Annotated in this window: 25 protein-coding genes; 21 read left to right on the top strand and 4 right to left on the bottom strand. The window is 67.6% G+C overall.

The window, feature by feature from the left end:
• Positions 1–58 precede the first annotated feature (58 nt).
• The gene (locus AC07R7_RS15190) at positions 59–1,165 is read left to right on the top strand and encodes a class II histone deacetylase (protein WP_494635740.1); all 1,107 of its coding nucleotides are present in this window, start codon (positions 59–61) and stop codon (positions 1,163–1,165) included.
• A 3-nt stretch (positions 1,166–1,168) separates the two neighbouring features.
• Here the strand turns inward: AC07R7_RS15190 and AC07R7_RS15185 are convergent, their stop codons facing one another.
• Complete coding sequence (locus AC07R7_RS15185) at positions 1,169–1,765, bottom strand: hypothetical protein (RefSeq protein WP_494635739.1); 597 nt, start codon at positions 1,763–1,765, stop codon at positions 1,169–1,171.
• A gap of 177 nt (positions 1,766–1,942) precedes the next feature.
• On the opposite strand from AC07R7_RS15185, the gene AC07R7_RS15180 reads away from it, so the two are divergent.
• On the top strand, positions 1,943–3,346 hold the full coding sequence (locus tag AC07R7_RS15180) for a flavin monoamine oxidase family protein (RefSeq protein ID WP_494635738.1): 1,404 nt from the start codon (positions 1,943–1,945) through the stop codon (positions 3,344–3,346).
• Here AC07R7_RS15180 and AC07R7_RS15175 read toward each other — a convergent pair.
• Together AC07R7_RS15175 and AC07R7_RS15170 are read right to left on the bottom strand one after the other, a co-directional pair.
• The gene (locus AC07R7_RS15175) at positions 3,343–3,888 is read right to left on the bottom strand and encodes a hypothetical protein (RefSeq protein ID WP_494635737.1); all 546 of its coding nucleotides are present in this window, start codon (positions 3,886–3,888) and stop codon (positions 3,343–3,345) included. The genes AC07R7_RS15180 and AC07R7_RS15175 overlap by 4 nt on opposite strands.
• 10 nt (positions 3,889–3,898) lie before the next feature.
• Entirely contained in the window at positions 3,899–4,657 is a 759-nt protein-coding gene (locus AC07R7_RS15170) for a TetR/AcrR family transcriptional regulator (protein WP_494635736.1), read from the bottom strand.
• On the opposite strand from AC07R7_RS15170, the gene AC07R7_RS15165 reads away from it, so the two are divergent.
• From AC07R7_RS15165 to AC07R7_RS15075, 19 genes are all read left to right on the top strand, one after another.
• Positions 4,656–6,041: a flavin-containing monooxygenase gene (locus AC07R7_RS15165; protein WP_494635735.1), complete on the top strand. Its 1,386-nt coding sequence runs from the start codon at positions 4,656–4,658 to the stop codon at positions 6,039–6,041. The two genes, AC07R7_RS15170 and AC07R7_RS15165, sit on opposite strands and share 2 nt — an antisense overlap.
• Before the next feature lie 53 nt (positions 6,042–6,094).
• The gene (locus tag AC07R7_RS15160; protein WP_494635734.1) at positions 6,095–6,973 is read left to right on the top strand and encodes an alpha/beta fold hydrolase; all 879 of its coding nucleotides are present in this window, start codon (positions 6,095–6,097) and stop codon (positions 6,971–6,973) included.
• A 48-nt stretch (positions 6,974–7,021) separates the two neighbouring features.
• Complete coding sequence (locus AC07R7_RS15155) at positions 7,022–7,243, top strand: helix-turn-helix domain-containing protein (protein ID WP_494635733.1); 222 nt, start codon at positions 7,022–7,024, stop codon at positions 7,241–7,243.
• Positions 7,244–7,433: 190 nt separating this feature from the next.
• Positions 7,434–7,745: a LuxR C-terminal-related transcriptional regulator gene (locus AC07R7_RS15150; protein ID WP_494635732.1), complete on the top strand. Its 312-nt coding sequence runs from the start codon at positions 7,434–7,436 to the stop codon at positions 7,743–7,745.
• A gap of 80 nt (positions 7,746–7,825) precedes the next feature.
• Positions 7,826–8,449: a lytic transglycosylase domain-containing protein gene (locus AC07R7_RS15145; protein WP_494635731.1), complete on the top strand. Its 624-nt coding sequence runs from the start codon at positions 7,826–7,828 to the stop codon at positions 8,447–8,449.
• The gene (locus AC07R7_RS15140) at positions 8,446–8,748 is read left to right on the top strand and encodes a TrbC/VirB2 family protein (protein ID WP_494635730.1); all 303 of its coding nucleotides are present in this window, start codon (positions 8,446–8,448) and stop codon (positions 8,746–8,748) included. The genes AC07R7_RS15145 and AC07R7_RS15140 overlap by 4 nt, the downstream gene beginning before the upstream one ends.
• Before the next feature lie 4 nt (positions 8,749–8,752).
• Positions 8,753–9,097 (top strand): VirB3 family type IV secretion system protein, encoded by a 345-nt coding sequence (locus AC07R7_RS15135; protein WP_494635729.1) that lies wholly within the window; start codon positions 8,753–8,755, stop codon positions 9,095–9,097.
• A complete protein-coding gene (locus AC07R7_RS15130; protein WP_494635728.1) occupies positions 9,090–11,474 on the top strand; it encodes a VirB4 family type IV secretion/conjugal transfer ATPase in 2,385 nt (794 codons plus the stop codon). Before AC07R7_RS15135 ends, AC07R7_RS15130 begins: the two co-directional genes overlap by 8 nt.
• Positions 11,471–12,196 (top strand): TrbJ/VirB5 family protein, encoded by a 726-nt coding sequence (locus tag AC07R7_RS15125; protein WP_494635727.1) that lies wholly within the window; start codon positions 11,471–11,473, stop codon positions 12,194–12,196. The genes AC07R7_RS15130 and AC07R7_RS15125 overlap by 4 nt, the downstream gene beginning before the upstream one ends.
• Entirely contained in the window at positions 12,193–12,417 is a 225-nt protein-coding gene (locus AC07R7_RS15120; RefSeq protein WP_494635726.1) for an EexN family lipoprotein, read from the top strand. Before AC07R7_RS15125 ends, AC07R7_RS15120 begins: the two co-directional genes overlap by 4 nt.
• 9 nt (positions 12,418–12,426) lie before the next feature.
• Entirely contained in the window at positions 12,427–13,356 is a 930-nt protein-coding gene (locus AC07R7_RS15115; RefSeq protein ID WP_494635725.1) for a TrbL/VirB6 family protein, read from the top strand.
• Positions 13,356–13,568, top strand: coding sequence for a hypothetical protein (locus AC07R7_RS15110; protein ID WP_494635724.1), 213 nt, complete (start codon positions 13,356–13,358; stop codon positions 13,566–13,568). Before AC07R7_RS15115 ends, AC07R7_RS15110 begins: the two co-directional genes overlap by 1 nt.
• Entirely contained in the window at positions 13,565–14,239 is a 675-nt protein-coding gene (locus AC07R7_RS15105; RefSeq protein WP_494635723.1) for a VirB8 family type IV secretion system protein, read from the top strand. The genes AC07R7_RS15110 and AC07R7_RS15105 overlap by 4 nt, the downstream gene beginning before the upstream one ends.
• Positions 14,236–15,087, top strand: coding sequence for a P-type conjugative transfer protein VirB9 (gene virB9 / locus AC07R7_RS15100; RefSeq protein WP_494635722.1), 852 nt, complete (start codon positions 14,236–14,238; stop codon positions 15,085–15,087). The genes AC07R7_RS15105 and virB9 overlap by 4 nt, the downstream gene beginning before the upstream one ends.
• On the top strand, positions 15,084–16,232 hold the full coding sequence (gene virB10, locus AC07R7_RS15095) for a type IV secretion system protein VirB10 (RefSeq protein ID WP_494635721.1): 1,149 nt from the start codon (positions 15,084–15,086) through the stop codon (positions 16,230–16,232). Before virB9 ends, virB10 begins: the two co-directional genes overlap by 4 nt.
• A 4-nt stretch (positions 16,233–16,236) precedes the next feature.
• Positions 16,237–17,238 carry a P-type DNA transfer ATPase VirB11 gene (gene virB11, locus AC07R7_RS15090; protein WP_494635720.1) on the top strand — a complete coding sequence of 334 codons (1,002 nt, stop codon included), beginning with the start codon at positions 16,237–16,239 and terminating at the stop codon, positions 17,236–17,238.
• Positions 17,204–19,120 (top strand): type IV secretory system conjugative DNA transfer family protein, encoded by a 1,917-nt coding sequence (locus AC07R7_RS15085; RefSeq protein WP_494635719.1) that lies wholly within the window; start codon positions 17,204–17,206, stop codon positions 19,118–19,120. Before virB11 ends, AC07R7_RS15085 begins: the two co-directional genes overlap by 35 nt.
• On the top strand, positions 19,104–20,075 hold the full coding sequence (locus tag AC07R7_RS15080) for an LPD7 domain-containing protein (RefSeq protein WP_494635718.1): 972 nt from the start codon (positions 19,104–19,106) through the stop codon (positions 20,073–20,075). The genes AC07R7_RS15085 and AC07R7_RS15080 overlap by 17 nt, the downstream gene beginning before the upstream one ends.
• 24 nt (positions 20,076–20,099) lie before the next feature.
• Positions 20,100–20,471: a hypothetical protein gene (locus tag AC07R7_RS15075; RefSeq protein WP_494635717.1), complete on the top strand. Its 372-nt coding sequence runs from the start codon at positions 20,100–20,102 to the stop codon at positions 20,469–20,471.
• A gap of 131 nt (positions 20,472–20,602) precedes the next feature.
• On the opposite strand, the gene AC07R7_RS15070 is transcribed toward AC07R7_RS15075, so the two are convergent.
• Complete coding sequence (locus tag AC07R7_RS15070; protein ID WP_494635716.1) at positions 20,603–22,015, bottom strand: tyrosine-type recombinase/integrase; 1,413 nt, start codon at positions 22,013–22,015, stop codon at positions 20,603–20,605.
• Positions 22,016–22,039: the final 24 nt, after the last annotated feature.

The following is a 22,039-nucleotide window of genomic DNA, read 5'->3' as shown; positions in this document are numbered from 1 at the left end:
CCGTTGCGCGAGGAACAGGCTCAAAATATCGTGCGCGTACGATATTGGAGGGTCTGACGTGACCACTTGCTTCGTCTTCCATGAACGCTGCCTCTGGCACGATGTCGGGCCATCGACCGCCATCCTTCCAAGCCGCACGCGCTGGCAGCCCGGCGTGCATTTTGAGAACCCCGAAACGAAGCGACGGCTTAAGAACCTGTTGGACGGCTACGCCGTGACCGATGAACTCATGCGTCTGACCCCCGCGCCGGCCGGCCGTGCGGCGCTTGAGCGCGTCCATACGCCCGCCTATGTCGACAAAGTCCAGGCTCTATCGAACGCAGAGGGCGGTGACGCCGGAGAGGTCGCCCTGGTCGGCCCCGGGTCGTTCGAGGCCGCCCAACTCGCAGCAGGCGGGGCGATCGCCGCGGTCGAGACCGTCCTGCAAGGGGGCGCGCGCAATGCCTACGCCCTTGTCAGGCCACCGGGGCATCATGCCGAACCCGATCGAGGAATGGGCTTTTGCATCTTCGGGAATATCGCCATCGCCGTCCGCGACGCACAGGCCCGCCTGGGTCTGCGCCGCGTCGCGGTCGTCGATTGGGATGTCCATCACGGCAATGGAACCGAGACCATCTTCGCGGACGACCCTTCGGTCTTGACGATATCCCTCCACCAGGACGGACTCTATCCGATGGGCCGCGGCGCAGCTGCCGACCGTGGTCGGGAGGCCGGTCTGGGCTACAACATCAACTGCCCGTTGCCCCCGGGCTCCGGGGGCGGGGCCTATCTCCACGCCCTCGACCAGATCGTGGTTCCCGCCCTGGAGGCGTTTCGCCCGGAGCTGATCATCATTGCGTGCGGGTTCGATGCGTCGCTGATGGATCCGCTCGCCCACATGATGCTGACCTCGACCCATTTCAGAGCCATGACCGTGCGGATGATGGACTTGGCCGAACGGCTCTGCGGAGGGCGGCTCGTCGCCATTCACGAGGGAGGGTACTCGGCTGAATACACGCCCTTCTGCGGCCTGGCCGTCATTGAGGAGATGTCGGGAGTGTCCAGCGGATGCGCCGACGTCTTCGCTCAGATCTTTGACGGGATACCCGGCCAGGCGCTTACACCCTGGCAGGCTGACGCCGTCACCGCCGCGCGCTCGGCGGCGCCGCTACTCTCGCAGCTGTAGGCGCTAGGGCCGATAGGGCTCTTCACGAACGGCGTGGCCGAGGACGATCTTGAGGAACAGAAGCGGCTGCAGCCAGGCCAGGTGAGGCAAGCTCGCCGACGGCAGGCCGTTCAAGACGACGGCGACGCCGACCAGCGCCAGGGCCACGGGCCGTCGAAGATAGAGCGGCGTCGCCAGGGTGATCGACGTCGCGAGGATCAAGAGCACATACCAGCCCAGCCCGACGATCCAGCTGGCCGGCGCCCAGACCATCCATGCGGCCAGCGCGTGGACATGAAGCATGGCGAACAGGAGATGGTTCTTCAGGAGGCGAGAAGCCAAGCCTGCATCGGGTTCCGGCGGCGTGCCGTAGAACCGCTTGCAGGAGTTCAGGCTGTTGGCCACGGCGCCGCCACCAACGTCGAACGCGATGATGAGCCCCAGGGCCCAGGCACCCCAACCCCATGGAGTCTGCGGTCGCCAAAGGTCGAGCCCGAGCCAGAGCGCCAAGGCCAGGCCGGCCGCGATCGGTAGGAACCGTTCTGCGGGCGTAGCGCCCGTGCCGGCGCTGTAGTCCGCTCTTCCCGCGTACGACCAATCTATCCTGACCTGATCCTTCACGGCTCACCCTTTCGCTTTTAGTCCGCGCGCCCGGAGGTGGATCGTGGCGCGCGTCCGGCGGACCAAGGGGTGGTCCCCGCTTGACCGCGCCACATCCTCACCCGATTATAGTACGCGTACCGTAAAGGCTCCAGGGCTGCTTGGCGAGGGAGCGCAAGACGCGAAGGGAACAGGGCGATGGAACAGCAGGTGGACATTGCCCGCCCGTCTGGAGTCGATGGAAGCACCGCCAAACGAGTGGATGTCGTCATCGTTGGGGCGGGTTTCTCCGGCCTCACTGCCGCGCGTCGTTTGGTCGAGGCGGGCGCGGCTGTCGTGGTGCTCGAAGCCGACGATCGGGTGGGTGGCCGGACGATGCCTGGCACGATCGCCGGGCACACCGTCGATCTGGGCGGTCAGTGGGTCGGACCAACCCAGCTCGATCTGCTCAAGCTGGCCGAAGAGTTTCAGGTCAAGACCTCGCTGCAGTACGTCGACGGTCAGAACATCATGGATGTGGCGGGACAGCAGGTCCGATACGCCGGCGAAATCCCGATGCTCGAACCCGACGATCTCGCGGAGTTCGGGCGCGTGACCGGCATGATCGACGATCTGACCCAAGGGCTCGACCCGACCGCTCCGTGGACTTCGCCGTTGGCCGCACAACTGGATGCCCAGACGGTCGAAACCTGGCTTGGCGTCGCCACGCAGTCCGAGCCGACTCGAGCGCTCTTTCGGTTCCTGACCCGGGCGGTCTATTCGGTGGAGCCGGGCCAGATCTCGATGCTCTATTTCGCCAACTATGCGGCGTCGGCCGGCGGGTTTGCCCCCCTGATCGGCACGCGCGGCGGGGCCCAGGACAGCGTCTTCGACGGCGGGGTCTGGCAACTCGCTGCGAAGCTGGCCGAGGGGCTAGGCGACCGGATCCTGCTCAACAGCCCGGTGAATGCGATCCGCCAGGATTCCGACACCGTCCAGGTCAGCAGCGGTTCCGCGACCTGGACCGCCAGGTACGTGGTCGTGACGGCCCCGCCTGCCATGGCCGCCCGCATCGCCTATGAGCCGCCGATGCCGGCCCTGCGAGACAGTCTCAGTCAGCGCATGCCGCTGGGGTCCGTGATCAAGATTCTGCTGGCCTACGAAACGCCCTTCTGGCGCGAGGAAGGCCTGAGCGGCCTGATCACCTCCGACAAGATCCCCACCGGCCCCTGGTTGGACAAGAGCTTCCCGGGCTCACAGTTGGGCGGACTGGTCGGCTTCTTCGACGGGGGGCCGGCCCAGGCCTGGGCGGATCGGCCCGCTGCGGAGCGGCGCGCCCAGGTCTTGGACGATCTGGCGACCTATCTTGGAGATCGGGCCCGCCATCCGATCGACTACGCCGAGCAGGTATGGCCCAACGCGCAGTGGCAACGCGGGGGCTATGTCTCCGTCGCCGGTCCCGGCGTGCTCACGGCGTTCGGCCCCGCTCTGACGGCGCCGGTCGGCCGCATACACTGGGCAGGCACCGAAACATCAGATCGTTGGATCGGCTATATCGATGGCGCAATCCGTTCCGGCGAACGCGTCGCCGAGACGATCGGGCCCCTGCTGCGTGCAAACTAGAATTGGCGAGCTAGTCGGCGATTGACCCGGACCACGAAGAGCCAGTGCCAGAGCCACAGCGGCAGCGCGACGAAGCCGGCCGCTGCGCCGACCTGGCTCGGCCAGAGCGAGACAATCTGCGCGGCGCACCAACCGAACCCGCTGATGGCGCCATATCCCCTCAAGTGGCTCAAGCGAATGTTGAGCGCCGCCTCGGCGCGGATCGACCGCGCCACATGATGGATGATGAAAAAGTCCTCGATGAAGTTGTAGGGCAGCAGGAACATCAGCCAGACGGACCGGGGCGCGGCGGCGCGGCACGACGGCCTGACCAGCGCAAGGCAGCGTTCGAGGGATCGGCAGTAGAGGGCCACAAGGCAAAGGAAAGCGAGCACCACAGCTGCCGCTGGTCCTCGGCCCAGCGCGTTCACTTCGCCGAGGACACCATCGCCCGCCTGGGGCTGCAGAAACGGAATAGCCAACAGATAGGCGACCACTGCGGTCGCGGCCAACTTGAGGCTCAGGACCAGCTTGGGGCGCACATGCTGGCGTTCGGGTTCCATGGCAGACCCTTCAACCGGCCAATCGTCTTGGCGCTGGCGCCGCCAAGCCTGCGGCCACATAGGCAAGGAGGTTGTTCACCGCCGTTCCGTGCCAGCCGGGGCTATCCGTCCGGCGGTTGATCTTCAGATACGGCACGGCGGCCATGCCGAACACCACGTTCACGAAGGCATACTCGATGCGCTCCAGCAGGACCATCTCGGGTAGATCGGCCAGATGCTGACGGAGCTGTTTAACAAATTCGGCGGCGCCATCGGCCAGCATGTCATCGACAATTCTGGCTGCGGCCGGCGCCTCGCCCAACAGTATCCGAGCGAGAAGCTTTATGGCCGCGGCTCCCCACTCGTAGCGTAGCGGCAGGGTGAGCGTCGGAACGAACGCCCACTGGACGATTCCCAGCAGCGGTTCGGACATTGCATCGGCCGGCGACAGCTGCAGGGCTCGCACCTGAGCTTCGGACGGCGACTCGTTGAGGGCGTCGACAATGCGCGCCAACACAGCCGTCACCAGAGCGTCTCGATCACCGAAGTGGTAGTGGATCGCCCCGGTGTTGCGCTGGCCCGCCGCCTGGCCAAGCGCCCGTAGCGACGCGCCTTGAATGCCATGCTCGGCGAAGAAAACGATGGCGGTCTCAAGGATCCGATCGCGACCGTCGCCTCCGCCTTCCGTCTGCTTCTGAACAGATTTTTCCATATGGGCCAAAGACACGGCTTGCCGGCCTAAATCAACTGCTTTAGTGACGATTAAAGCAATTGATTTAGAGGTCGCCATGATTGGTGAGTACGTCGCGCATTGTGTGATCGGGGCCGGGTTCCAGGGGCTACCAATCGTCAAGAAGCTGATGGAGCTTGGCGAGGAAGTGATCTGCCTTGATCGCAACTCGGACGTCGGAGGAATTTGGCACACCGGCGCCTATGAGACCGCTCACATCATCTCGTCGAAGTATTCGACCGGATTCCCCGATTTTCCGATGCCCGCCGGCTATCCGGATTTTCCCTCGAAATCTGAGATGCAGCGCTATTTCCGGAGCTATGCGGAAGCCTTCGATCTGCTGCCGAACATCCGCTTCAATGTCGCCGTGACGCGGGTTTCCCCAATTGGGTCGGACGCGGATGGCGCGCGCTGGCGTATCGAGACGGCCGCCGGGGAGACCTACCGATGCCGCACGGTCACCATCGCCTGCGGCCACCATTCCGAGCCCAAGGTCGCGTCGTACCCCGGAGAATGGACAGGCGAGTCGATGCCGTCGAGCCATTACCGGAGTCCCCATCAGTTCGCGGGCAAGCGTGTGCTGGTGGTGGGCTCAGGCAACACGGCTTGTGACGCCGCCGTGGATGCCTCGCACCACGGGGTGACCTCCGACATCTCAATCCGCGAAGGGGTCCATTTCTTCCCGAGGACCTTTGCCGGCCGACCGATCGACACCCTTCTGCAGGCGTCGCCGATCCGCGGGGATTGGATCGACAAGATCATCGCCCGCGTCATCAACGCCACCGCGGTCGGGGACCTGCGACGGTGGGGGATGCCGCGTCCGAGTCAAGGCATCCTTGAGACGCATCCCGTCATCAACACGGAACTTCTGCGTCGAGTTCGGCTCGGCGAGATTGGCGTACGTCCCGAGATCGCCAGCTTCGACGGGAACTCGGTGATCTTCGCCGACGGCTCCCGCAAGGCTTATGATCTGATCCTCTGGGCCATCGGCTATCGGATCACCCTTCCCATGCTGTGGCCGGAAGATCGGCTTATCGATTGGGAGGATGGGCTTCCCGTTCTCTTCCTCATGATGATGAGTCCTAAGCGGAGGGGCCTGTTCATTGCTGGACTTGGGCAGGCACGCACCGGGGGTGGGCCGCTCTTCGAGAGTGCAGGCTACCTGTCGGCCCGGATGGCCGCGTTCGAGGCGCGTGATGCCGAAGGCGTCATGGCCAAACTCGGCAAGCACGGCGTTATGCGGTTTGCCCAGCGATGGCAGGGTCTGCGTTTCGTCGAAAAGGCCGACACGAAGTCGCGTAGTCTCCACGAACATCAGTCGGCCCTGCGAGGGCTTGCCGCGATCCTGGACGACATTCGGGCGCCCGACGCGACCTCTCGCACGGGGTCTTGCGACGTTCGGCCGGATCTTGAAATCACTCGGCCGCTCGGTGTCGCGGCGTGAGCGCAGTTATCCGAAGCGAAGCCGTCGCAACATCGGAAGCAATGGCGAACGGCATGCGCCTCGCCTATCGATATGATGGCCCGGCCTGCGGCGCGCCGGTGGTGCTGATCCACGGCCTGGGACAAACCTTGGTCGATTGGCCAGAGGACTTCATCGACAGACTGGCCGGGGCCGGCTGTCGCCTCCTCAGGTTGGACAACCGCGATGTCGGTCGGTCATCGCGAATGGATCATTTGGGCGCTCCGCCATTGCTAAGCCTTTGGCTCAGCGCAGCCCTGCGTTTGCCGGCGCCAGCCAAGCCGCCCTACGACCTCGTCGACATGGCGGCGGATGTCGTGGCGCTGTTGGATGCCTTGGACATTGGGTCGGCCCACTTCATTGGCGCTTCCATGGGCGGAATGATCGCGCAGCGGATCGCCGTCACCCATCCGAAGCGGGTTCTCTCGCTCACATCGATCATGTCTTCCTCGGGCGCGCCCGGCCTGCCCGGTCCCCGCAAGGACGTCCTGGCTGCTTTCACGCGCGACGCGGGGCCTGATGGCTTGGCGAGCGCGGAGGAGAGAGCCAAGCGATTCCGCCGCCTCATCGCAGGGACATTGACAGACGGCGACCTTGTGGAACTTGAGCGCCGGGTCGGGCAGTCGACGGCATACGGCTGGCCGCTAGGCAGCGGCGCGGCGCGACAGTACGCGGCGATCCTCGCCGATCGGGATCGACACCGTCTGCTCTCCAGGATTCGCGCTCGGTGCCTCGTCATCCACGGAGAGGAGGACCCCTTGCTGCCTCTGGCTCATGGCTTCGACACCGCCGCGCGCATTTCGGGAAGCCGCATTGTCGCGCCGCGGCACATGGGTCACGAGATCACGTTGAGCAATGGCCAGATTATCGCCGATGAAATTCTGGACCAGATCGCGGCGGACGAGCACGGATGAGGGCGAAGTCGAGCCCAGCGCTTCGCGATCCAAATCCGAGCCGTCCTGTTGTCTGAGGATGTTTTTCGTAACGCGCTCAGCCCTCGTCAGCTCGTGTGCTTGCAACTGGCCGCCTCGGGGTTAAGTGCGCCGGAGATCGGGGTGCGTCTGGGCATCTCGCCTCGCACCGTCAATCAGCACATCGGCGAAGCGTGCGAGCGGCTTGGCGTCCGCACCCGGATCCATGCGGTCGCGCGGGCTGTCCAATTAAAGCTGATCGAAGTCTTCTAGCACTCCGTAAGTTGACGGACGGCATTCCTGCGGATTGTGGACAACTGGGCCATCCGCAACACTTCTGGCGCGCAATCGCCCGTGACGCGGCGTCTTTGGCGAGTCGCCGCGGCATCGCATGTGGGGCCCGACGCTGTGAACGTTCATTCCGGCCTGCTGGAAGCGGCCGATCTGAAGGTGGAAGCGTATCGTGTCCTCTACTGGTGTCTGCCCGCCGCGGTCTTGGGAAACCAATTGGGAAACCAAGTCCGACCCGCCCGATCCCGCGCCCTCCGAAGTCAGATCGTTTGCGCCCCGCCAGGTCACTGAGCGACAGCTGGTGTGCCTGGCCTGGGTTCAGGAGGGCAAGAGCGCTAGCGACATCGGCGGAATCCTCGGCATCTCCGGCCGCACAGTCGAGGGCCACATCGCCAAGGTGTGCGAGCACCTCGGCGTCAAGACGCGCATCCAGGCCGTCCTGAAGGCGCGCGACCTCGGCCTTCTCCGATCCCCCACGCCGTAAACTTACGTGGTCCAGGCACGTAGGCTTACGCGTCGGCGCTACGGCCCCGCTGCGCGAACCTGCGGTCTGGAGATCTGCTCATGCCGATGGACCTGCCCGACGCCCTGACGCTCGCCGCGCAATGCGCGCCGGCAATCGCACCGGAAACGTTGTTGTCGATCGTCCAGGTCGAGAGCGGGTTGAACCCGTTGGCGATCGGCGTGAACGGCAAGCCGCGCGTTGTAGTGACAGCCAGGACGCCGGCGGAAGCCGTCGCGAAGTCCTCGGCTCTGATCGCCGCCGGCCGCAGCGTCGATCTCGGCCTCGCTCAGATCAACAGCAAGAATCTCACCTGGCTCGGCCTCACCGTCGAAGACGCTTTCGACCCCTGCCGCAACCTCGCCGCGGCGGCGCGCATCCTGCGCGGCGGGTACGACGCCGACCAGGCTTCCGTCGTCGGCGAGCAGCAGGCGCTGCGTGTGGCGCTGTCTCGGTACAACACCGGCGACGCCGCGCGCGGATTCAACAACGGTTACGTCGCCAAGGTGGTCAGCGCCGCGGCGCGCGTCGTGCCCGCGATCCAGTCGGGTCCGGTGATGTCGACGGAAGCGACCGAACCCCCGCCTCCACGTCCCGCCTGGGATGTCTTCGGCCAATCGACCGGCGGCGGCTTCGTCATCCTCATCTCGACGCCTGCGCCCACGCCTGACGGAGACCCGAAGTGATCGCGCGCCGCGCCCGCCTGCTAGCCTGCCTGACCCTGCTCGCCGTGGCGAGCGCCGAGCCCGCCTATGCGCAGGCCGTGGGCGGCAACATCGGCACCTTCATCCAGAACATCATCGACCTGCTCAACAACAACGTCATCCGCGGCCTGGCGGTGATCGCGATCATCATCACCGGCATCGCGTGGATGTTCGGGCATCTCGACATGCGCCGGGCCGGCACGGTGGTGGTCGGGATCATCGTGATCTTCAGTGCGGCGGCCATCGTCGACCTGATTGTCGGCGGTGGGGGCGGAGGCTGACGCCATGACCACCGAACCCGAGGAGCGCCTGGTCGAAGACACGCTGTTCCTGGCCTGCACGCGGCCGGCGATGGTGGCCGGCGTGCCGATGGAGGCCATGGGTCTCAACCTCATGGTCTCGGCGACCATCTTCCTGGCGGCGCACTCGCCGTTCTATCTGCTGATCGCCCCGGTGCTGCACGTCGTGTTCCGGGCTGTCTGCAAGCACGACCACAACGCCTTCCGGGTGCTGTGGATGTTCATCGACACCAAGGGTCGGGCCCGAAACGGATCGGCCTGGGGCGGAAGTTCCTTGACGCCGCTGCCCCTTCGCCGACGCTTCACCGCGCAGGAGGTGCTGCGTGGCTAACCTGGCCCTCCAACCCCGGCCGGCCTCGTCAGCCCTGTTGCGCGAACTCGATCCGCGCGCCGCGCTACCCTATGCGCGGCATGTCACTGGCCGGATCATCGGACTCGACACCCAGGCGCTGATGCTGTCGTTCCAACTCGACGGCGCCAGCTTCGAGACCGCCGACATTCGCGACCTCAACGACTGGCACGCTAAGCTGAACGGCGCTTGGCGCAACCTCGCCGACGACCGGCTGGCGGTCTGGCATCACCTGGTCCGGCGCGAACACCATGGCTATCCCGAAGGCCGCTTCCGCTCGGCCTTCGCCGCCGATCTCGACAGCTGCTACCGCGCCCGCCTCGGCGCCACGCGGATGTTCGTCAACGAGCTGTTCGTGACCCTGGTGCTGCATCCCGGCCGCGAGGCCGCCGATCGCGCCGGGGCTTGGTTCGCCCGCACGCGCAAGACGCCGATGCTCGACGCCGAGGACGAGGCGGTCAAACGGCTGGAAGACGCCGGCCGCGACCTTTCCCAATACCTCGGCCGCTACGGCGTCCGGCCGCTGGGCCTCTATGAGCGCGACGGCCTGTGGTTCTCCGAACCCATGGAAGTGCTGCGCCTGGTGCTGACCGGCCGGCGCGAGCGCGTGCCGCTCGTGCGTGGCCATCTCGGCTCGGCGATCTACACCGCCCGGGTGATCTTCGGCCGTGAAGCGCTGGAGATCCGCGATGCCGCCGACGCCCGGTTCGCCGGAATCTTCGGGATCAAGGAATATCCGGCCGTCACCCGGCCTGGGCTCTGGAACGGCCTGCTCTCGGCCCGTTTTCCGTTCGTCGCCAGCCAGTCGTTCAGCTTCCTGTCGAAGGCCGCCGCGCGAGCGGTGATGGAGCGCAAACAAAACCAGATGCTGTCGGCCCGGGACCGGGCCGCCTCACAGATCGTCGGCCTCGGCGATGCCCTCGACGACCTGATGTCCGGCCGCTTCGCCATGGGCGACCACCAGGCCTCGGTCCTGGTCTACGGAGACGATCCGCCCGCGCTGGCCAACAACCTCTCGGCGGCCCGCGCCATGCTGGCCGACTCCGGCCTGGTCACCGCCCGCGAGGACTTGGCGCTGGAGGCCGCCTTCTGGGCGCAGTTTCCGGGGAACTTCAGCCGCCGTGTCCGGCCGGCGGCGATCACCTCGCGCAATTTCGCTGCCCTGGCGCCGTTCCACACCCATCCGGCCGGCCGCGCGGACGGCAACCATTGGGGCGCGGCGGTGGCGGTACTGCGCACCTCGGCCGGCTCGCCCTATCACTTCAACTTCCACGTCGGGGACCTCGGTCACACCTTCATCTGCGGCCCGTCGGGCTCGGGCAAGACGGTGGTCCAGAACTTCATGCTCGCCCAGCTCGAGAAGCTGGGGCCGCAGATGGTGTTCATCGACAAGGACAGGGGCGCGGAAATCTTCGTCCGAGCCTGCGGCGGGACCTACCTGACCCTGCGCAATGGCGAGCCATCCGGCTTCGCGCCATTCAAGGCGCTGACGTTGTCCGCCAGCAATTGCGCCTTCCTCGGCGCGCTGGTCCGCCAGCTCGTGGGCGCCAGCGACCGGCCGCTGTCGGTGCAGGAAGAGCGCGCCATCGACGATGCTGTCCTGGCGCTATGGCCGCTGCCGGCCGAGCAGCGCTCGCTTTCGGCTTTACGGACCTTGCTCGGCCAGCGCGACGCCGGCGGCGTCGGCGCCCGGCTGGAGAAGTGGTGCCGGGGCGGCGCCTTCGGCTGGGTGCTGGACAACGAGGCCGACGCGATCGGCCTCGACGCCCGCTTCCTCGGCTTCGACATGACCCATGTGCTGGACAACGCCGAGGTCCGCACGCCGATGATGATGTACCTGTTCCACCGGCTGGCCGCCCTGGTGGACGGCCGCCGGCTGGTCATCGACATCGACGAGTTCTGGAAGACGCTGGGCGACGAGGCCTTCCGCGGCCTGGCCCAGGACGGCCTCAAGACCTATCGCAAGCAGAACGCCTTCATGGTCTTCGGCACTCAGTCGCCCGCCGACGTCCTGCGCTCGCCCATCGCCCACACGATCCTGGAGCAGTGCGCGACCAAAATCTTCCTGCCCAACGCCCACGCCGCCGAGCGCGACTATGTCGAGGGCTTTGGCCTAACACGTCGGGAGTTCGCCCTGGTCCGCGAGGAGCTGGCGCCTGAGTCGCGCCAGTTCCTGATCAAGCAGGGCCTCAACTCCGTCGTCGCCGAACTGCGGCTGGACGGACTGGATGACGAATTGGCGGTGCTCTCGGGCCGGACCGAGACGGTCGACCTGCTCGACCGCATCCGCGCCAACCATGGCGACGACCCCGCCCAGTGGCTCGAACCCTTTAATCAGGAACGGAGGCTCCTCCGATGAAAACCCGCCTCGTCAGACATCGCGTTGGGGCGGCCACAGCCGCGCTCGCCCTCGGCCTGGCCGCAACCACGGCCCACGCCACGGGGATGGTCGTCTACGACCCCGCCGCCTACTTCAAACTGATCGAGCAGGCCAAGACCGCCCTGGATCAGTTGAACGAGCTGAAGACCCAGGTGAAGCAGGGTGAGAAGCTGTTCGACAGCCTCAACCAGGCTTCAGGCGTCGGTCAGATCGCCAGCCAACTTGGCCTGCCGTTGCTGCGGGAGATGCTGCCCGACGTCTCGGCGCTGGCTGCAGCGACCAAGGGCGATCTATCGGGTCTCGGCTCGATCGGCGCGCGCGCCGGCGCCATCCGCGACGCCAATCGGCTCTACACCCCGCCGGCCGGCGATCCGCTCGGCGCCGATCTGGACGCCGCCGGCATGCGGGCGGCGCGCGACCTGGCGCTGGGCGAGGCCGTCTCGACAGCCGGCAGCCAGCGACTTGCCGGCCTGCAGACCCTGCAGCAGGCCATCGACGCCGCCCCCAACGCCCGCGCCGTTCTCGACATCCAGGCCCGCGCGACCACCGAGCAGGCGATGATCGCCAACGACCAGATGCGACTTCAGGGCCTGGCCATGGCGCAGGCGGCGGAGGATCGATTGGAGGCCCAGCGCCAGCGCGAGCGCATGGCGGCGGCTCGGGAGGCGCGCATGGCGCTCTACCGTCAGGGCTTCCAATGACCGCGCGGGTCGCCGGCCTCCTAGCGCTCTTGGGGCTGGCGGCCTGTTCGCCGCAGCCGCGCAGCGCTTCCTACTTCGAGGCCCATCCCGAAGAGGCGGCCAAGATCGTCGTCGACTGCGCGTCCGGCGCCCATCGCGGGGAAGAGTGCGTGAACGCCAAGGCCGGCGCCGCGGCCATCCGGCGCAAGGCGCGGATGGACCGCTACAAGCAGAACTTCTGAGGCGCGCCCGTGGAACCGTTCGCGATCTTCCAACCGGCCTACCAGTTCATCGACGCCAAGCTCGATGTCTTCCTGAACCAGCGCGCCAGCTCGGTGATCGCCGAGGTGTCCGGGCCGCTGCGCGTGGCCCTGGTGCTCTACGTCCTGCTCTACGGCTTCGCGATCCTGCGCGGCTCGATCAGCGAGCCGGTGATGGATTTCGTGGTCCGCAGCATCAAGCTCGCCTTCATCTACATGCTGGCGACCACAGTGGCTTACTCCACCTACGTCACCGATCCGTTGTTCCACGTCCTGCCCGACACCCTGGCGCAAGCGATCAGCGGCGGCGGCGTGCCAGACGTCGGCGCGGCCTTCGACCAATTCTTCAGCCGCGCGGCCTATCTCGCCGAGAAGATCGCCAAGGAGGCCAGCCCCGTCGACTTCGGGCCCTGGATCCTGGCGGCCGTGGTCTACATCATCGGCGCCCTGGCGGCCGCGCTGGGCTTCGGCGTGGTCCTGATCGCCAAGGTCGCCCTGGCCCTGCTGGTGGCGCTGGGGCCGATCTTCATCGCCTGCGCGCTTTTCGACGGGAGCCGCCGGTTCTTCTTCGGCTGGCTGTCGCAGGCCGTGAACTACCTGGTTCTGTTCGCCCTGATCATCACCATCTTCCAGCTCATCCTGTCGCTGGTCGATCAGCAGTGGGGCCAGATCGACGGCCAGGACCCGATGGCCGGCGGCCTGCTGTTCATCGCGCTCTGTCTGCTAGGCGCGATCTTCTTCCTGCAAACTCCGGCCATCGCGGCCGGGATCGCGGGCGGCGCCAGCGCCGGCCTCGCCGACTTCGCCAATGCCGCGTCGCTTAGCGGTGCGCCCCGGTCGGGCGCGCCGCAGGGACCGCAGGAAGCGCAGCGAAGCGCGCCGCGTGGCGGCGGCAGCATCCGGCCGGCGGGAGCACGGTGATGGGAAAGTTGATCATTGTCATCGTGGTGCTGGCGCTCGGCGGCTGTTCAACGATGGGCAGGGAGAAGGCCCCCGTGTGCGACGGCAAGCACCGGCGACCGGCGAACCTCTATGGCTCGGTGCTGGACCCGGCAGCTCAGCCCGCCGCGGCGCCGGCCAAGCCCGACAAGCTCTCCGCCGTCCCATCGACCAGCTATCCGAGTTGCATATGACCGGCGCGCGCGACCTCAAGGGATACTTCGACGAGGCCAAGACCTGGAACGCCGACCAGTTGCGCGCGGCTGAGCGGTCGCGGCGGCTGGCCTGGAGCGTCGCCGCCTTCGCCGGCTTGGTCGCCACCGTCGCGGTCGGGGCCGTCGCGGCGCTGGCGCCGCTGAAGACCGTCGAGCCGTTCGTGGTTCGCGTCGACAGGACCACCGGCGCGGTGGACGTCATGTCGGCCCTGAAGTCGGAGAAGCCGCTTAGCTACGACGAGGCGGTCACCAAGCACTTCCTGGCCCAGTACGTCCGGGCCCGCGAAGGCTGGCTCGCGCCGGCGGCTGAGGCCAACTTTCGGCAGGTCTCGATCATGTCGACCCCGGCCGAGCAGCAGCGTTGGGGCGACTTCTTCCGGCCGGCCAATCCGTTGAGCCCGCAGGTCGTCTACGGTTCGGCCGGCGAAGCTCAGGTCGATGTCCGGGCGATCAGCTTCGTCAGCGACGGCGTCGCCAACGTCCGCTTCCACCGGATCGTGCGGATGTCGCAGCAGGTCACCGAAAGCGACTGGATCGCGACCCTGGCCTTCACCTACACCAAGGCGCCGATGGCCGAGGCCGACCGCTGGCGCAATCCGCTGGGGTTCCAGGTGACCAGCTACCGCGCCGATCCGGAGGTGGTGCGGTGAGCCGGCTCGTCGCCCTCATGGCCGCCGCCGTGCTGCTCGCGCCGACCGCCGCCCTGGCCTTGGACGCGCCCAAGGCCGGGCCGTCCGATCCCAGGATAAAGGTCATCGACTACGACCCCTGGGCGGTCGTGAAGGTCGTGGGCGTCTTCCGCACGGCCACCCAGATCCAGTTCGGCGAGGACGAGACGATCCTGCATGTGGCGGTCGGCGACGCGACCGGCTGGGACGTGGCGGCCGAGAAGAACATCCTGTTCGTCAAACCCAAGGCGCCGCGCGGTCCGACCAACCTGATCGTCACCACCAGCCGGGGCGCTGGAACGCGCAACTACACCTTCGAACTTTCGACGCGTGGCGGCTCATCGAGCCGGGCGACGTCCGACACGGTCTTCGTGCTGCGCTTCCGCTATCCCACCGATGAGACCGCACGCGCCGCCGCGGTCTTGTCGGCTGAGACCGCCGCGCTGGAGCGCCGCATTCTGGAACTGAAACTCGACCGCGCCGTCGTCGAAGGCCGGCGCAACATGAACTACGCTGTCCAGGGCGCGAGTGGCTTGCAGCCCTCCGAAGTCTCGGACAACGGCCGCTTCACCGTTCTGCGCTTTCCGGCCAACCAGCAGGTTCCTGCGCTCTATCAGGTGGAAGCCGGCGGGACCGAAAGCCTAGTCCCGTTCGACGTGCGTGGCGAGTTCGTGGTGGTCCACGCGGTGGTCCGCGAACTGCGCCTGCGTCGCGGCCGCGAGGTGCTCTGCATCTACAACCAGGCCTTCGAACCCTACGGGACCAACCCGGGCACCGGCACCGCGGCGGGTGACGTCGAGCGCACCGACAAGGAAGGTCCCCGCCCATGACCGACGCTCCCGATCCGCGCGAAGAGCGAGACCCCGGTCCAACCGCCGAAGCGGTCGTGCCGCCCGCCGTCGAGCGCGCGATCTCGCCGATCGCCGGGCGGCTGGGCTCCGGCCGGGCCGGCAAGGCGGTGGTGTTGGCGGCGCTGGTCGCCGGCTGTGGCGTGTTCGTCGCCGCAACCTGGGGGCACGACAAACCCAGGACCGATCGCGCGCCGGTGCAGCCAGCCCGTCAGGTCGTGCCGTTCGAGCCGCTGTATGGTCCCAAGGCCCCGACGCTGGCCGCGCCCGGCGTTGACGCGCCGAGTCTCGGGCCAGCGGCCGATGGGACACAGGTTCCGGCCCTCCAGCCCGGCGCTGCGTCCACGACCTCCGATCCAGCGGCCCAGCGCCGCGCGGAGCTGACCGCGATCCGGGGCGCGCCGTTGCTGGCCTATAGCCGCAGCGGCGGGCCAGGGGCGACGCTTGAGGCCGTCGCCCCGGCCGTTCCGGCGCTGCAAACCGTGGCGGCTGAAGGCCAGACGGAGCTGGATCAGCTGCGACGCGGCTCGGCCATCGGCCGGGCTCGCGCCACGCGACTACCGGACCGCAACTTCCTGATCGTCGCTGGGGCAGCCATCCCCTGCATCCTGCAGACGGCGATGGACACCGCCACGCCGGGCTATGTGAGCTGCCTGATCCCGCGCGACGTACTCTCCGACAACGGCGCCGTGGTGCTGATGGAGAAGGGCACCAAGGTGCTCGGCGAATATCGCTCCTCGCTGCGCCAGGGACAGCAACGCCTCTTCGTCCTGTGGACGCGGGCCGTGACGCCGGCCGGGGTGGCGATCAGCCTGGCCTCGCCCGCAGCCGATCCGTTGGGCCGGGCCGGCTTCGACGGCGATCTCGACACCCACTTCTGGGACCGGTTCGGCGGGGCGCTGCTGCTCTCCATCGTCGACGACGGGGCCTATGCGTTGGCCGGTCGCGACTCGGTCGGCTCTGGGGGCTCGGCCACGGCGCGGCTGCCCTCGGACGCCGCCGGCATCGCCTTGCAGAACTCGATCAACATCCCGCCCAGCCTGCGCAAGCCGCAGGGCTCGGAGGTCTCGATCTTCGTGGCCCAGGATTTCGACTTCTCAAGCGTCTATGGGCTGAAGGCGCGGTGACGCCATGGCCCAGGATACCTCCGTCCTGCTGCACTATCTCGCGCCGCTCCAGCGCTGCCTGGTGCCCGACGACGTCACCGAGCTGGTGGTCAATCGACCCGGCGAACTGGCGATCGAGCGGGCCGGCGGCTGGGAATGGCGCGACGCGCCCGACCTGACCGAGACTTGGCTGGCGACCCTGGCCAAGGCCGCCGCCGCCTTCACGACCCAGGACGTCACCGACGAGGCGCCGATCTGCTCGACCGTCTTACCGCAAGGCGAGCGCTGTCAGATCGTCCTGCCGCCTGCCGCCGAACGGCTGTCCTTGACCCTGCGCAAGCCCTCGGCCGCCACCTTCGATCTCGACGCCTTCGCGCGCGGCGGGCTGTTCGACGCCGTGGCGGTCGCGACCAACGACCTCTCCGCCGATGAGACGGCCTTGATGGCGCTTCGCGATGCGGGCGACTGGCCAGGCTTCTTCCGCCTGGCGGTGCGGAGCCGCCGCAACGTGCTGATCTCCGGGGCGACCGGTTCTGGCAAGACCACCTTCGCCAAGGGGCTGGTGCAGTTGATCCCACCGGAGGAACGGCTGCTGACCATCGAGGACGCCCGCGAACTGGTGGTCCCGCACCGCAACGCCGTCCATCTGCTCTACGCTAAGGATGGTCAGGGCCTGGCGAAGGTCGGGCCGAAGCAACTTCTGGAGAGCGCGCTTCGGATGCGTCCCGACCGCATCCTGTTGCAGGAGCTGCGCGACGGCACGGCGTTCTTCTACCTGCGCAACGTCAACACCGGCCATCCCGGCTCGATCACCACCATCCACGCCGACAGCGCCGTTCTGGCCTTCGAGCAACTGACCCTGCTGGTGAAGGAATCCGAAGGCGGCCGCGATCTCGCCCGCGACGACATCCGCGCCCTGCTTCATCTGCTGGTCGACGTCGTGGTGCAGATGCGTCGGGTCGACGGCCGGTTCCGCATGACCGAGGTCTGGTATGACCCGCTTCGCAAGCGCGCCCTGGCCGCTTAAGGCCGTCTATGTCGGCGTCCTGATCGCCGGCGCCGCCGCTCTGCTGCTCGGCTTGGCGGCCGTGATCGCCTTGGCTGGCCTGAAGCGACTTTCGGCCGACATCGACCTGGCCGCGATCCCGGGCTGGTTCTGGTACTTTCGCGCCGATCCCGAAGTGCGGCGCTGGTCCGGCGTCGGCCTGCTGTCGGCCTTCGGACTGGCCGGGGCCATCGCATTGGGCGTTGTCCGCAATCTGCGGCCACCGCTGTACGGCGCCGCGCGCTGGGCTAGCGAGGCCGAGTTGGTGCGCGAAGGGTGGCGCGCCAAGCAGGGTATCGTCCTTGGCCGTAAGGGCGGACGACCGCTGGTGTTCGGCGGCCCCGAGCACGTGGTGCTCTATGCGCCGACCCGCACCGGCAAGGGCGTAGGGGTGGTGATCCCCAACCTGCTGACCTGGCCGGACTCGGTCGTCGTGCTGGACATCAAGCGCGAGAACTGGACGGCCTCGGCCGGCTTTCGCGCCGCCCATGGCCAACAGGTGATCCTGTTCGATCCCCTCGGCCCGGAGGGCCGCACGGCCCGGTTCAACCCGCTCGGCCACTTCGACCGGGCCGATCCCGTCGCGGTGCTGGATGAACTCCAGAAGCTGGCGGTGATGCTCTTCCCTGTCCCGCCCAACACCGACCCGTTCTGGACCGAGGCGGCGCGGGTGGGTCTGATCGGGATCGGCGCCTATGTCGCCGAGACGCCGGAGCTTCCGTTCAGTTTTGGCGCTCTCTATGCCGAGCTGACCGACGGCGATCCCCGCACCCGCCTGCCGGCGGTCATGGCCGCCCGCGCCGAAGCGGGACGACCGCTCTCGGCCGGCTGCGCCAAGGCGCTCACCGACTTCTGCTCGGCCTCGGAAAACACCTTCGCCGGGGTCAAGCAGACGGTCACCAGCCGGCTGGGCCTCTGGATCAACCCGCGCGTCTGTGCGGCCACCGAGGCCAGCGATTTTGATCTGCGCGATCTGCGCGAGCGCCGAATCTCGCTCTATCTGGCCGTCTCGCCCGACAACCTGGCCAGGGTGGCGCCGCTGTACAATCTGCTCCTGCAGCAGCTCGTGGACCTCAATACGCGCGAGTTGCCGGGCGACGGCAAGCACATGATCCCGGTGCTGATGCTGATGGACGAGTTCGCCAGGCTCGGCCACGCCGCGGTGATCGCCCGCGGCTTCTCCTACGTGGCCGGTTACGGCCTGCGGCTCCTGCCGGTGCTGCAAAGCCCGGCCCAGCTTCGCGCTGAGTACGGGGCGGACCTGGCTGAAGAGATCATGGCCAACTGCGGTGTGGAGATCGCCTTCGCACCGAAGGAGCTGAAGGTCGCCCAGGATCTCTCCGAACGGCTCGGCTACTGGACCTATCAGGGCCGGTCGCACAGTCGGCCCAGCGGCCTGTCCGGCGGCCATCGCAGTGTCAGCGAGTCCGATCAGCGCCGTGCGCTGATGTTGCCGCAGGAACTGATCCAGATGCCGGCCGACCGGCTGATTGTCCTGCGCGCCGGGATGCCGCCCGTTCGCGGGCGCAAGATCGTCTACTGGCGCGAGCGGGCGTTCGCCAAGCGCGTCCTGCCGCCGCCCGCCGTTCCCGCCCATCCCGCCGTCGCCAACCCCACGCCCACGGCGCGGCCGGCGGCGCCCGCCAAGCCCAACAGCCAGGCCTCGGCAAGGACAAGGCGCATGGATGATTTGACGCTCGCGCTGCCGGTGCTGGACGCCGGCGACCTCGAACCGCTGCCGCCCGAGGGCGCGACCGAAGCCGAGATCGAGGCGTGGGTGAACCGCTTCATCGATCGCGAGGCCGGCGTGACGGCCCCGGATGAACTGACCGCGAAAGGAGCCGACCATGGCCGAGAACCCTGAAGGCGTCATCATGCCGACCGGCGCGGCGCCGTCCCTGGCGCAAGGCGACGTGCCCGACGCCGTGCGAAGGCGCTACTTCACCGAAGGGCGAGGCGCTCAGCTCGCCTACTTCACCGACCGCACCGTCAAGCAGCCGGCCTTCCACGACGTCGGCCGGCGGCTCATGGCCGACCGCGCCAGTCCGGCGGTCATCAAGGACATGCTGGCCATCGCCGAGCATCGCGGTTGGTCGCAGGTTCAGGTCCGCGGCAGCGTCGAGTTTCGACGCGAGGCGTGGCTGCTGGCGCAAGCCCGGGGGATCGAGGTGAGCGGCTATCGTCCGACCGGCCGTGACCAGCAGGCGCTGGAGCGCCGCACGGGGACACCGGCGCGGGACGTTCCGGCGGCACCGGCGGCCAAGTCCGCGCAGGATCAGGATCGCGGCCTCACCGGAAAGCTGATCGAGGTCGGGACCGCGCCCTACAAGCATCGGCCCGACGCCGAGAACTCGCCGTTCATCAAGCTGAAGCCGCAGACCGGCCGCGTGCAGACCCTGTGGGGCGTGGGCCTTCCCAGCGCCCTTGAGAAGGCCGGCGTCCAGATCGGCGAAACCGTCACGGTGCGGCGCACCGGCGTCGAGCAGGTGCTGAAGGCCGTGCGCGAGACCGACCGGGAAACCGGCAAGGTCGAGGTCCAGCGGCGGACCGTGCCCCGCAACCAGTGGGAGGTCGTGGCGGAGCGGTTCCGCGGGGCCACGCCGGAGCAAGCGGCGCGTGACCCGCAGCTGCGCGGCGCGCAAAGCCGGATGGCCGCGATCGAGACCGTGGTGCGCAGCCGCGCCGAGCCGGCGGCCGCCGAGCGGATCATCGGCGCGGCGCGAGAGCGGATCGCCAACTGGCTGATGCGCGGCGCGCGGTTCGAGCCGGCCCCGGCCCAGGAGCGGGCAGTGGATCGACGGCGGGAGCGCCATCGGTAGGTTGAAGATGACTGGTCGGCGGTCGTGAATGAACTGGAAGTCGCGATGCGGCGCGCGGCATTGCGCCTCCACCGGGAACGGATCGCGGAGGCCCAGGACGATTTTCTCCAGTCGATGGCAGCGCGGTGGGCGGAGGCGGCGCAGATGCGCCGTTTCCTCGCCGAGCTTCGTCGGCGACTGCCCCCGGAGTCGCGCTCGGCGACGATGATAGCCTGGCTGGAATGGGCGGAGGCCCATGTCACCGCACTTGATCCCTTGTCGGCTCAGGGTCTCACGGACCTCCGCCGCAACGCGGAAATCCTCGCTCCCGATCCAGTCGACGACGAGCCCTGGGACGGCGACGAGCAGCATTGGCGGGACATGGGATGGCTGGACGATCTGCTCGACGACGACTGACGGGCCTTCAACATCGAACGAAGAGCGGCGGAACCGTCCCCTCAAGAGCGCCCTCGGGCGCACGGGGACGGCACGGAGCGGGAGCGTCGGCGCATCGAACTCGATGCGTGATCCCGGCGCTCCGCCCCGCATCAAGCGGCTTTTCGCGCCTTCGGCCTGACGGCCTGCGCAGGGGCCTCGGCCGCGTCTCCGTTCACGGATCCGCTCTTGGCCTCGACCGCGGGCGCGTCTGCGATAGGCTCCCAACCGGGCAATCCTTGAAGAATGCGCGCGGCATTCCTCACCGGCGTGATGTGCCCGTAGTGATCCTCGATCATCTTCACCGAGGTGCCCATCTGCTTGGCTAGGAAATAGACGTCCACGCCCTCGGTCAGGCGGAAGGTCGCGTAGGTGTGGCGGAAGCAGTAGGTCGACCGCAGCTTGCCGGACGAGCTGACGCGCAGCTCGGACTTCTCCAGCAGGGTCTCGATCAGGCTCTCATAGAGCGTGCTGGCCGGCTCGCCGTTCTCCGTGGTGAAGACCGCGTCGTCCGGGCCGGTGGCTGCGCTCGTCTCGCGAACCCGCTCCAGGTAGGTGGCGACATTGCTTGCGGCCACGAGGTCACGAAACTTGTCCTTACCCCGGACATGCAGCACCACGAAGGCGCGGCCCTGGTCATTGGTCCGAAAGGCGACATCCCGCCAGCGCAGGTTCTTGGCTTCGGGCGGACGCATGCCCGTGTTGCACATGATCAGGGTGAAGTTGTAGGCGACCGTCCGCGCCCACCTTGACCGCGCATTGGGCGCCGCCTTCACCCATTTGCGGGCAAAGGTGTGGAGACGGCGGTACTCCTCCGGCGTGAACTCCTCTCGCCGCACCTTGGCCAGCGGCAACCGGCCGTCGAAGACCTGGCCTTCGTTGATCAGCTTCTTGCCGGCGGCGTAGGCCATGATCGCGCGAAAGATCGACATCTCGGTGCGGATGCTCGCGTCGCTGACGACGCCCGTCGGTAAGCGGATGCGGCCCTTCCGGTCTCTCGGCGCGGCCGCGCGAAGCCTCGCCAGCTCCCGCTTGTCGTTGGCCTGCTCGGCTTCGCGCAGACGGGTTTGGCGCTCATCCTCGACCGCCTTCCGTTCCAGCGCGTCGAGGCGCCGCCAGGTCGGATAGCCGGTCCAGCGGTCCTTGCCGAGCTGGTTGATCTGGACCGACCCGACGTAGGTGTTGAGCTGGCAGTAGATCGCCGAATCCACCGTCTCCAGCCGCTTGGCCGTGATGTCTCCGATCTTCACGCGGACCTTCTGCTCGGCAAGGAAATCTTTGGCGACGGCGCTGAACGGCCGATTGAAGATCGGCACGTCATGCTTGATGCGAAAGCGAAGGTCCGCGTCCTCGTCGAACGCGCGCTCCTTGGCGGCGTCCACGTCGGTCGTCTTGAGGCAGACCGTCTTGTAGCGGTCGGCGTTGGGCAGCTTGATGCGGCAGTACCACTTGCGGTGCTTGACGTCGCCGCGCCGGAAAATGATCAGCCCGTCTTTCAATTCCTGGGGTTCGAGGAGGAAGGCCATGGCAGGACACCTGTGCAGGTTCTG

The sequence above is a fragment of the Caulobacter sp. GW821-FHT05F04 genome, from assembly GCF_059419665.1.
This window is presented reverse-complemented; position numbering and strand designations above follow the sequence as displayed.

Bases quoted from the DNA above. Each gene is read 5' to 3' on its own strand.
- AC07R7_RS15120 (WP_494635726.1), top strand. From the start codon at position 12,193: ATGACCGCGCGGGTCGCCGGCCTCCTAGCGCTCTTGGGGCTGGCGGCC.
- AC07R7_RS15110 (WP_494635724.1), top strand. From the start codon at position 13,356: ATGGGAAAGTTGATCATTGTCATCGTGGTGCTGGCGCTCGGCGGCTGT.
- AC07R7_RS15165 (WP_494635735.1), top strand. From the start codon at position 4,656: ATGATTGGTGAGTACGTCGCGCATTGTGTGATCGGGGCCGGGTTCCAG.
- AC07R7_RS15070 (WP_494635716.1), bottom strand. From the start codon at position 22,015: ATGGCCTTCCTCCTCGAACCCCAGGAATTGAAAGACGGGCTGATCATT.
- AC07R7_RS15145 (WP_494635731.1), top strand. From the start codon at position 7,826: ATGCCGATGGACCTGCCCGACGCCCTGACGCTCGCCGCGCAATGCGCG.
- AC07R7_RS15160 (WP_494635734.1), top strand. From the start codon at position 6,095: ATGCGCCTCGCCTATCGATATGATGGCCCGGCCTGCGGCGCGCCGGTG.
- AC07R7_RS15175 (WP_494635737.1), bottom strand. From the start codon at position 3,888: ATGGAACCCGAACGCCAGCATGTGCGCCCCAAGCTGGTCCTGAGCCTC.
- AC07R7_RS15125 (WP_494635727.1), top strand. From the start codon at position 11,471: ATGAAAACCCGCCTCGTCAGACATCGCGTTGGGGCGGCCACAGCCGCG.
- AC07R7_RS15170 (WP_494635736.1), bottom strand. From the start codon at position 4,657: ATGGCGACCTCTAAATCAATTGCTTTAATCGTCACTAAAGCAGTTGAT.
- AC07R7_RS15135 (WP_494635729.1), top strand. From the start codon at position 8,753: ATGACCACCGAACCCGAGGAGCGCCTGGTCGAAGACACGCTGTTCCTG.
- AC07R7_RS15180 (WP_494635738.1), top strand. From the start codon at position 1,943: ATGGAACAGCAGGTGGACATTGCCCGCCCGTCTGGAGTCGATGGAAGC.
- AC07R7_RS15080 (WP_494635718.1), top strand. From the start codon at position 19,104: ATGGCCGAGAACCCTGAAGGCGTCATCATGCCGACCGGCGCGGCGCCG.
- virB11 (WP_494635720.1), top strand. From the start codon at position 16,237: ATGGCCCAGGATACCTCCGTCCTGCTGCACTATCTCGCGCCGCTCCAG.
- AC07R7_RS15085 (WP_494635719.1), top strand. From the start codon at position 17,204: ATGACCCGCTTCGCAAGCGCGCCCTGGCCGCTTAAGGCCGTCTATGTC.
- AC07R7_RS15105 (WP_494635723.1), top strand. From the start codon at position 13,565: ATGACCGGCGCGCGCGACCTCAAGGGATACTTCGACGAGGCCAAGACC.
- virB10 (WP_494635721.1), top strand. From the start codon at position 15,084: ATGACCGACGCTCCCGATCCGCGCGAAGAGCGAGACCCCGGTCCAACC.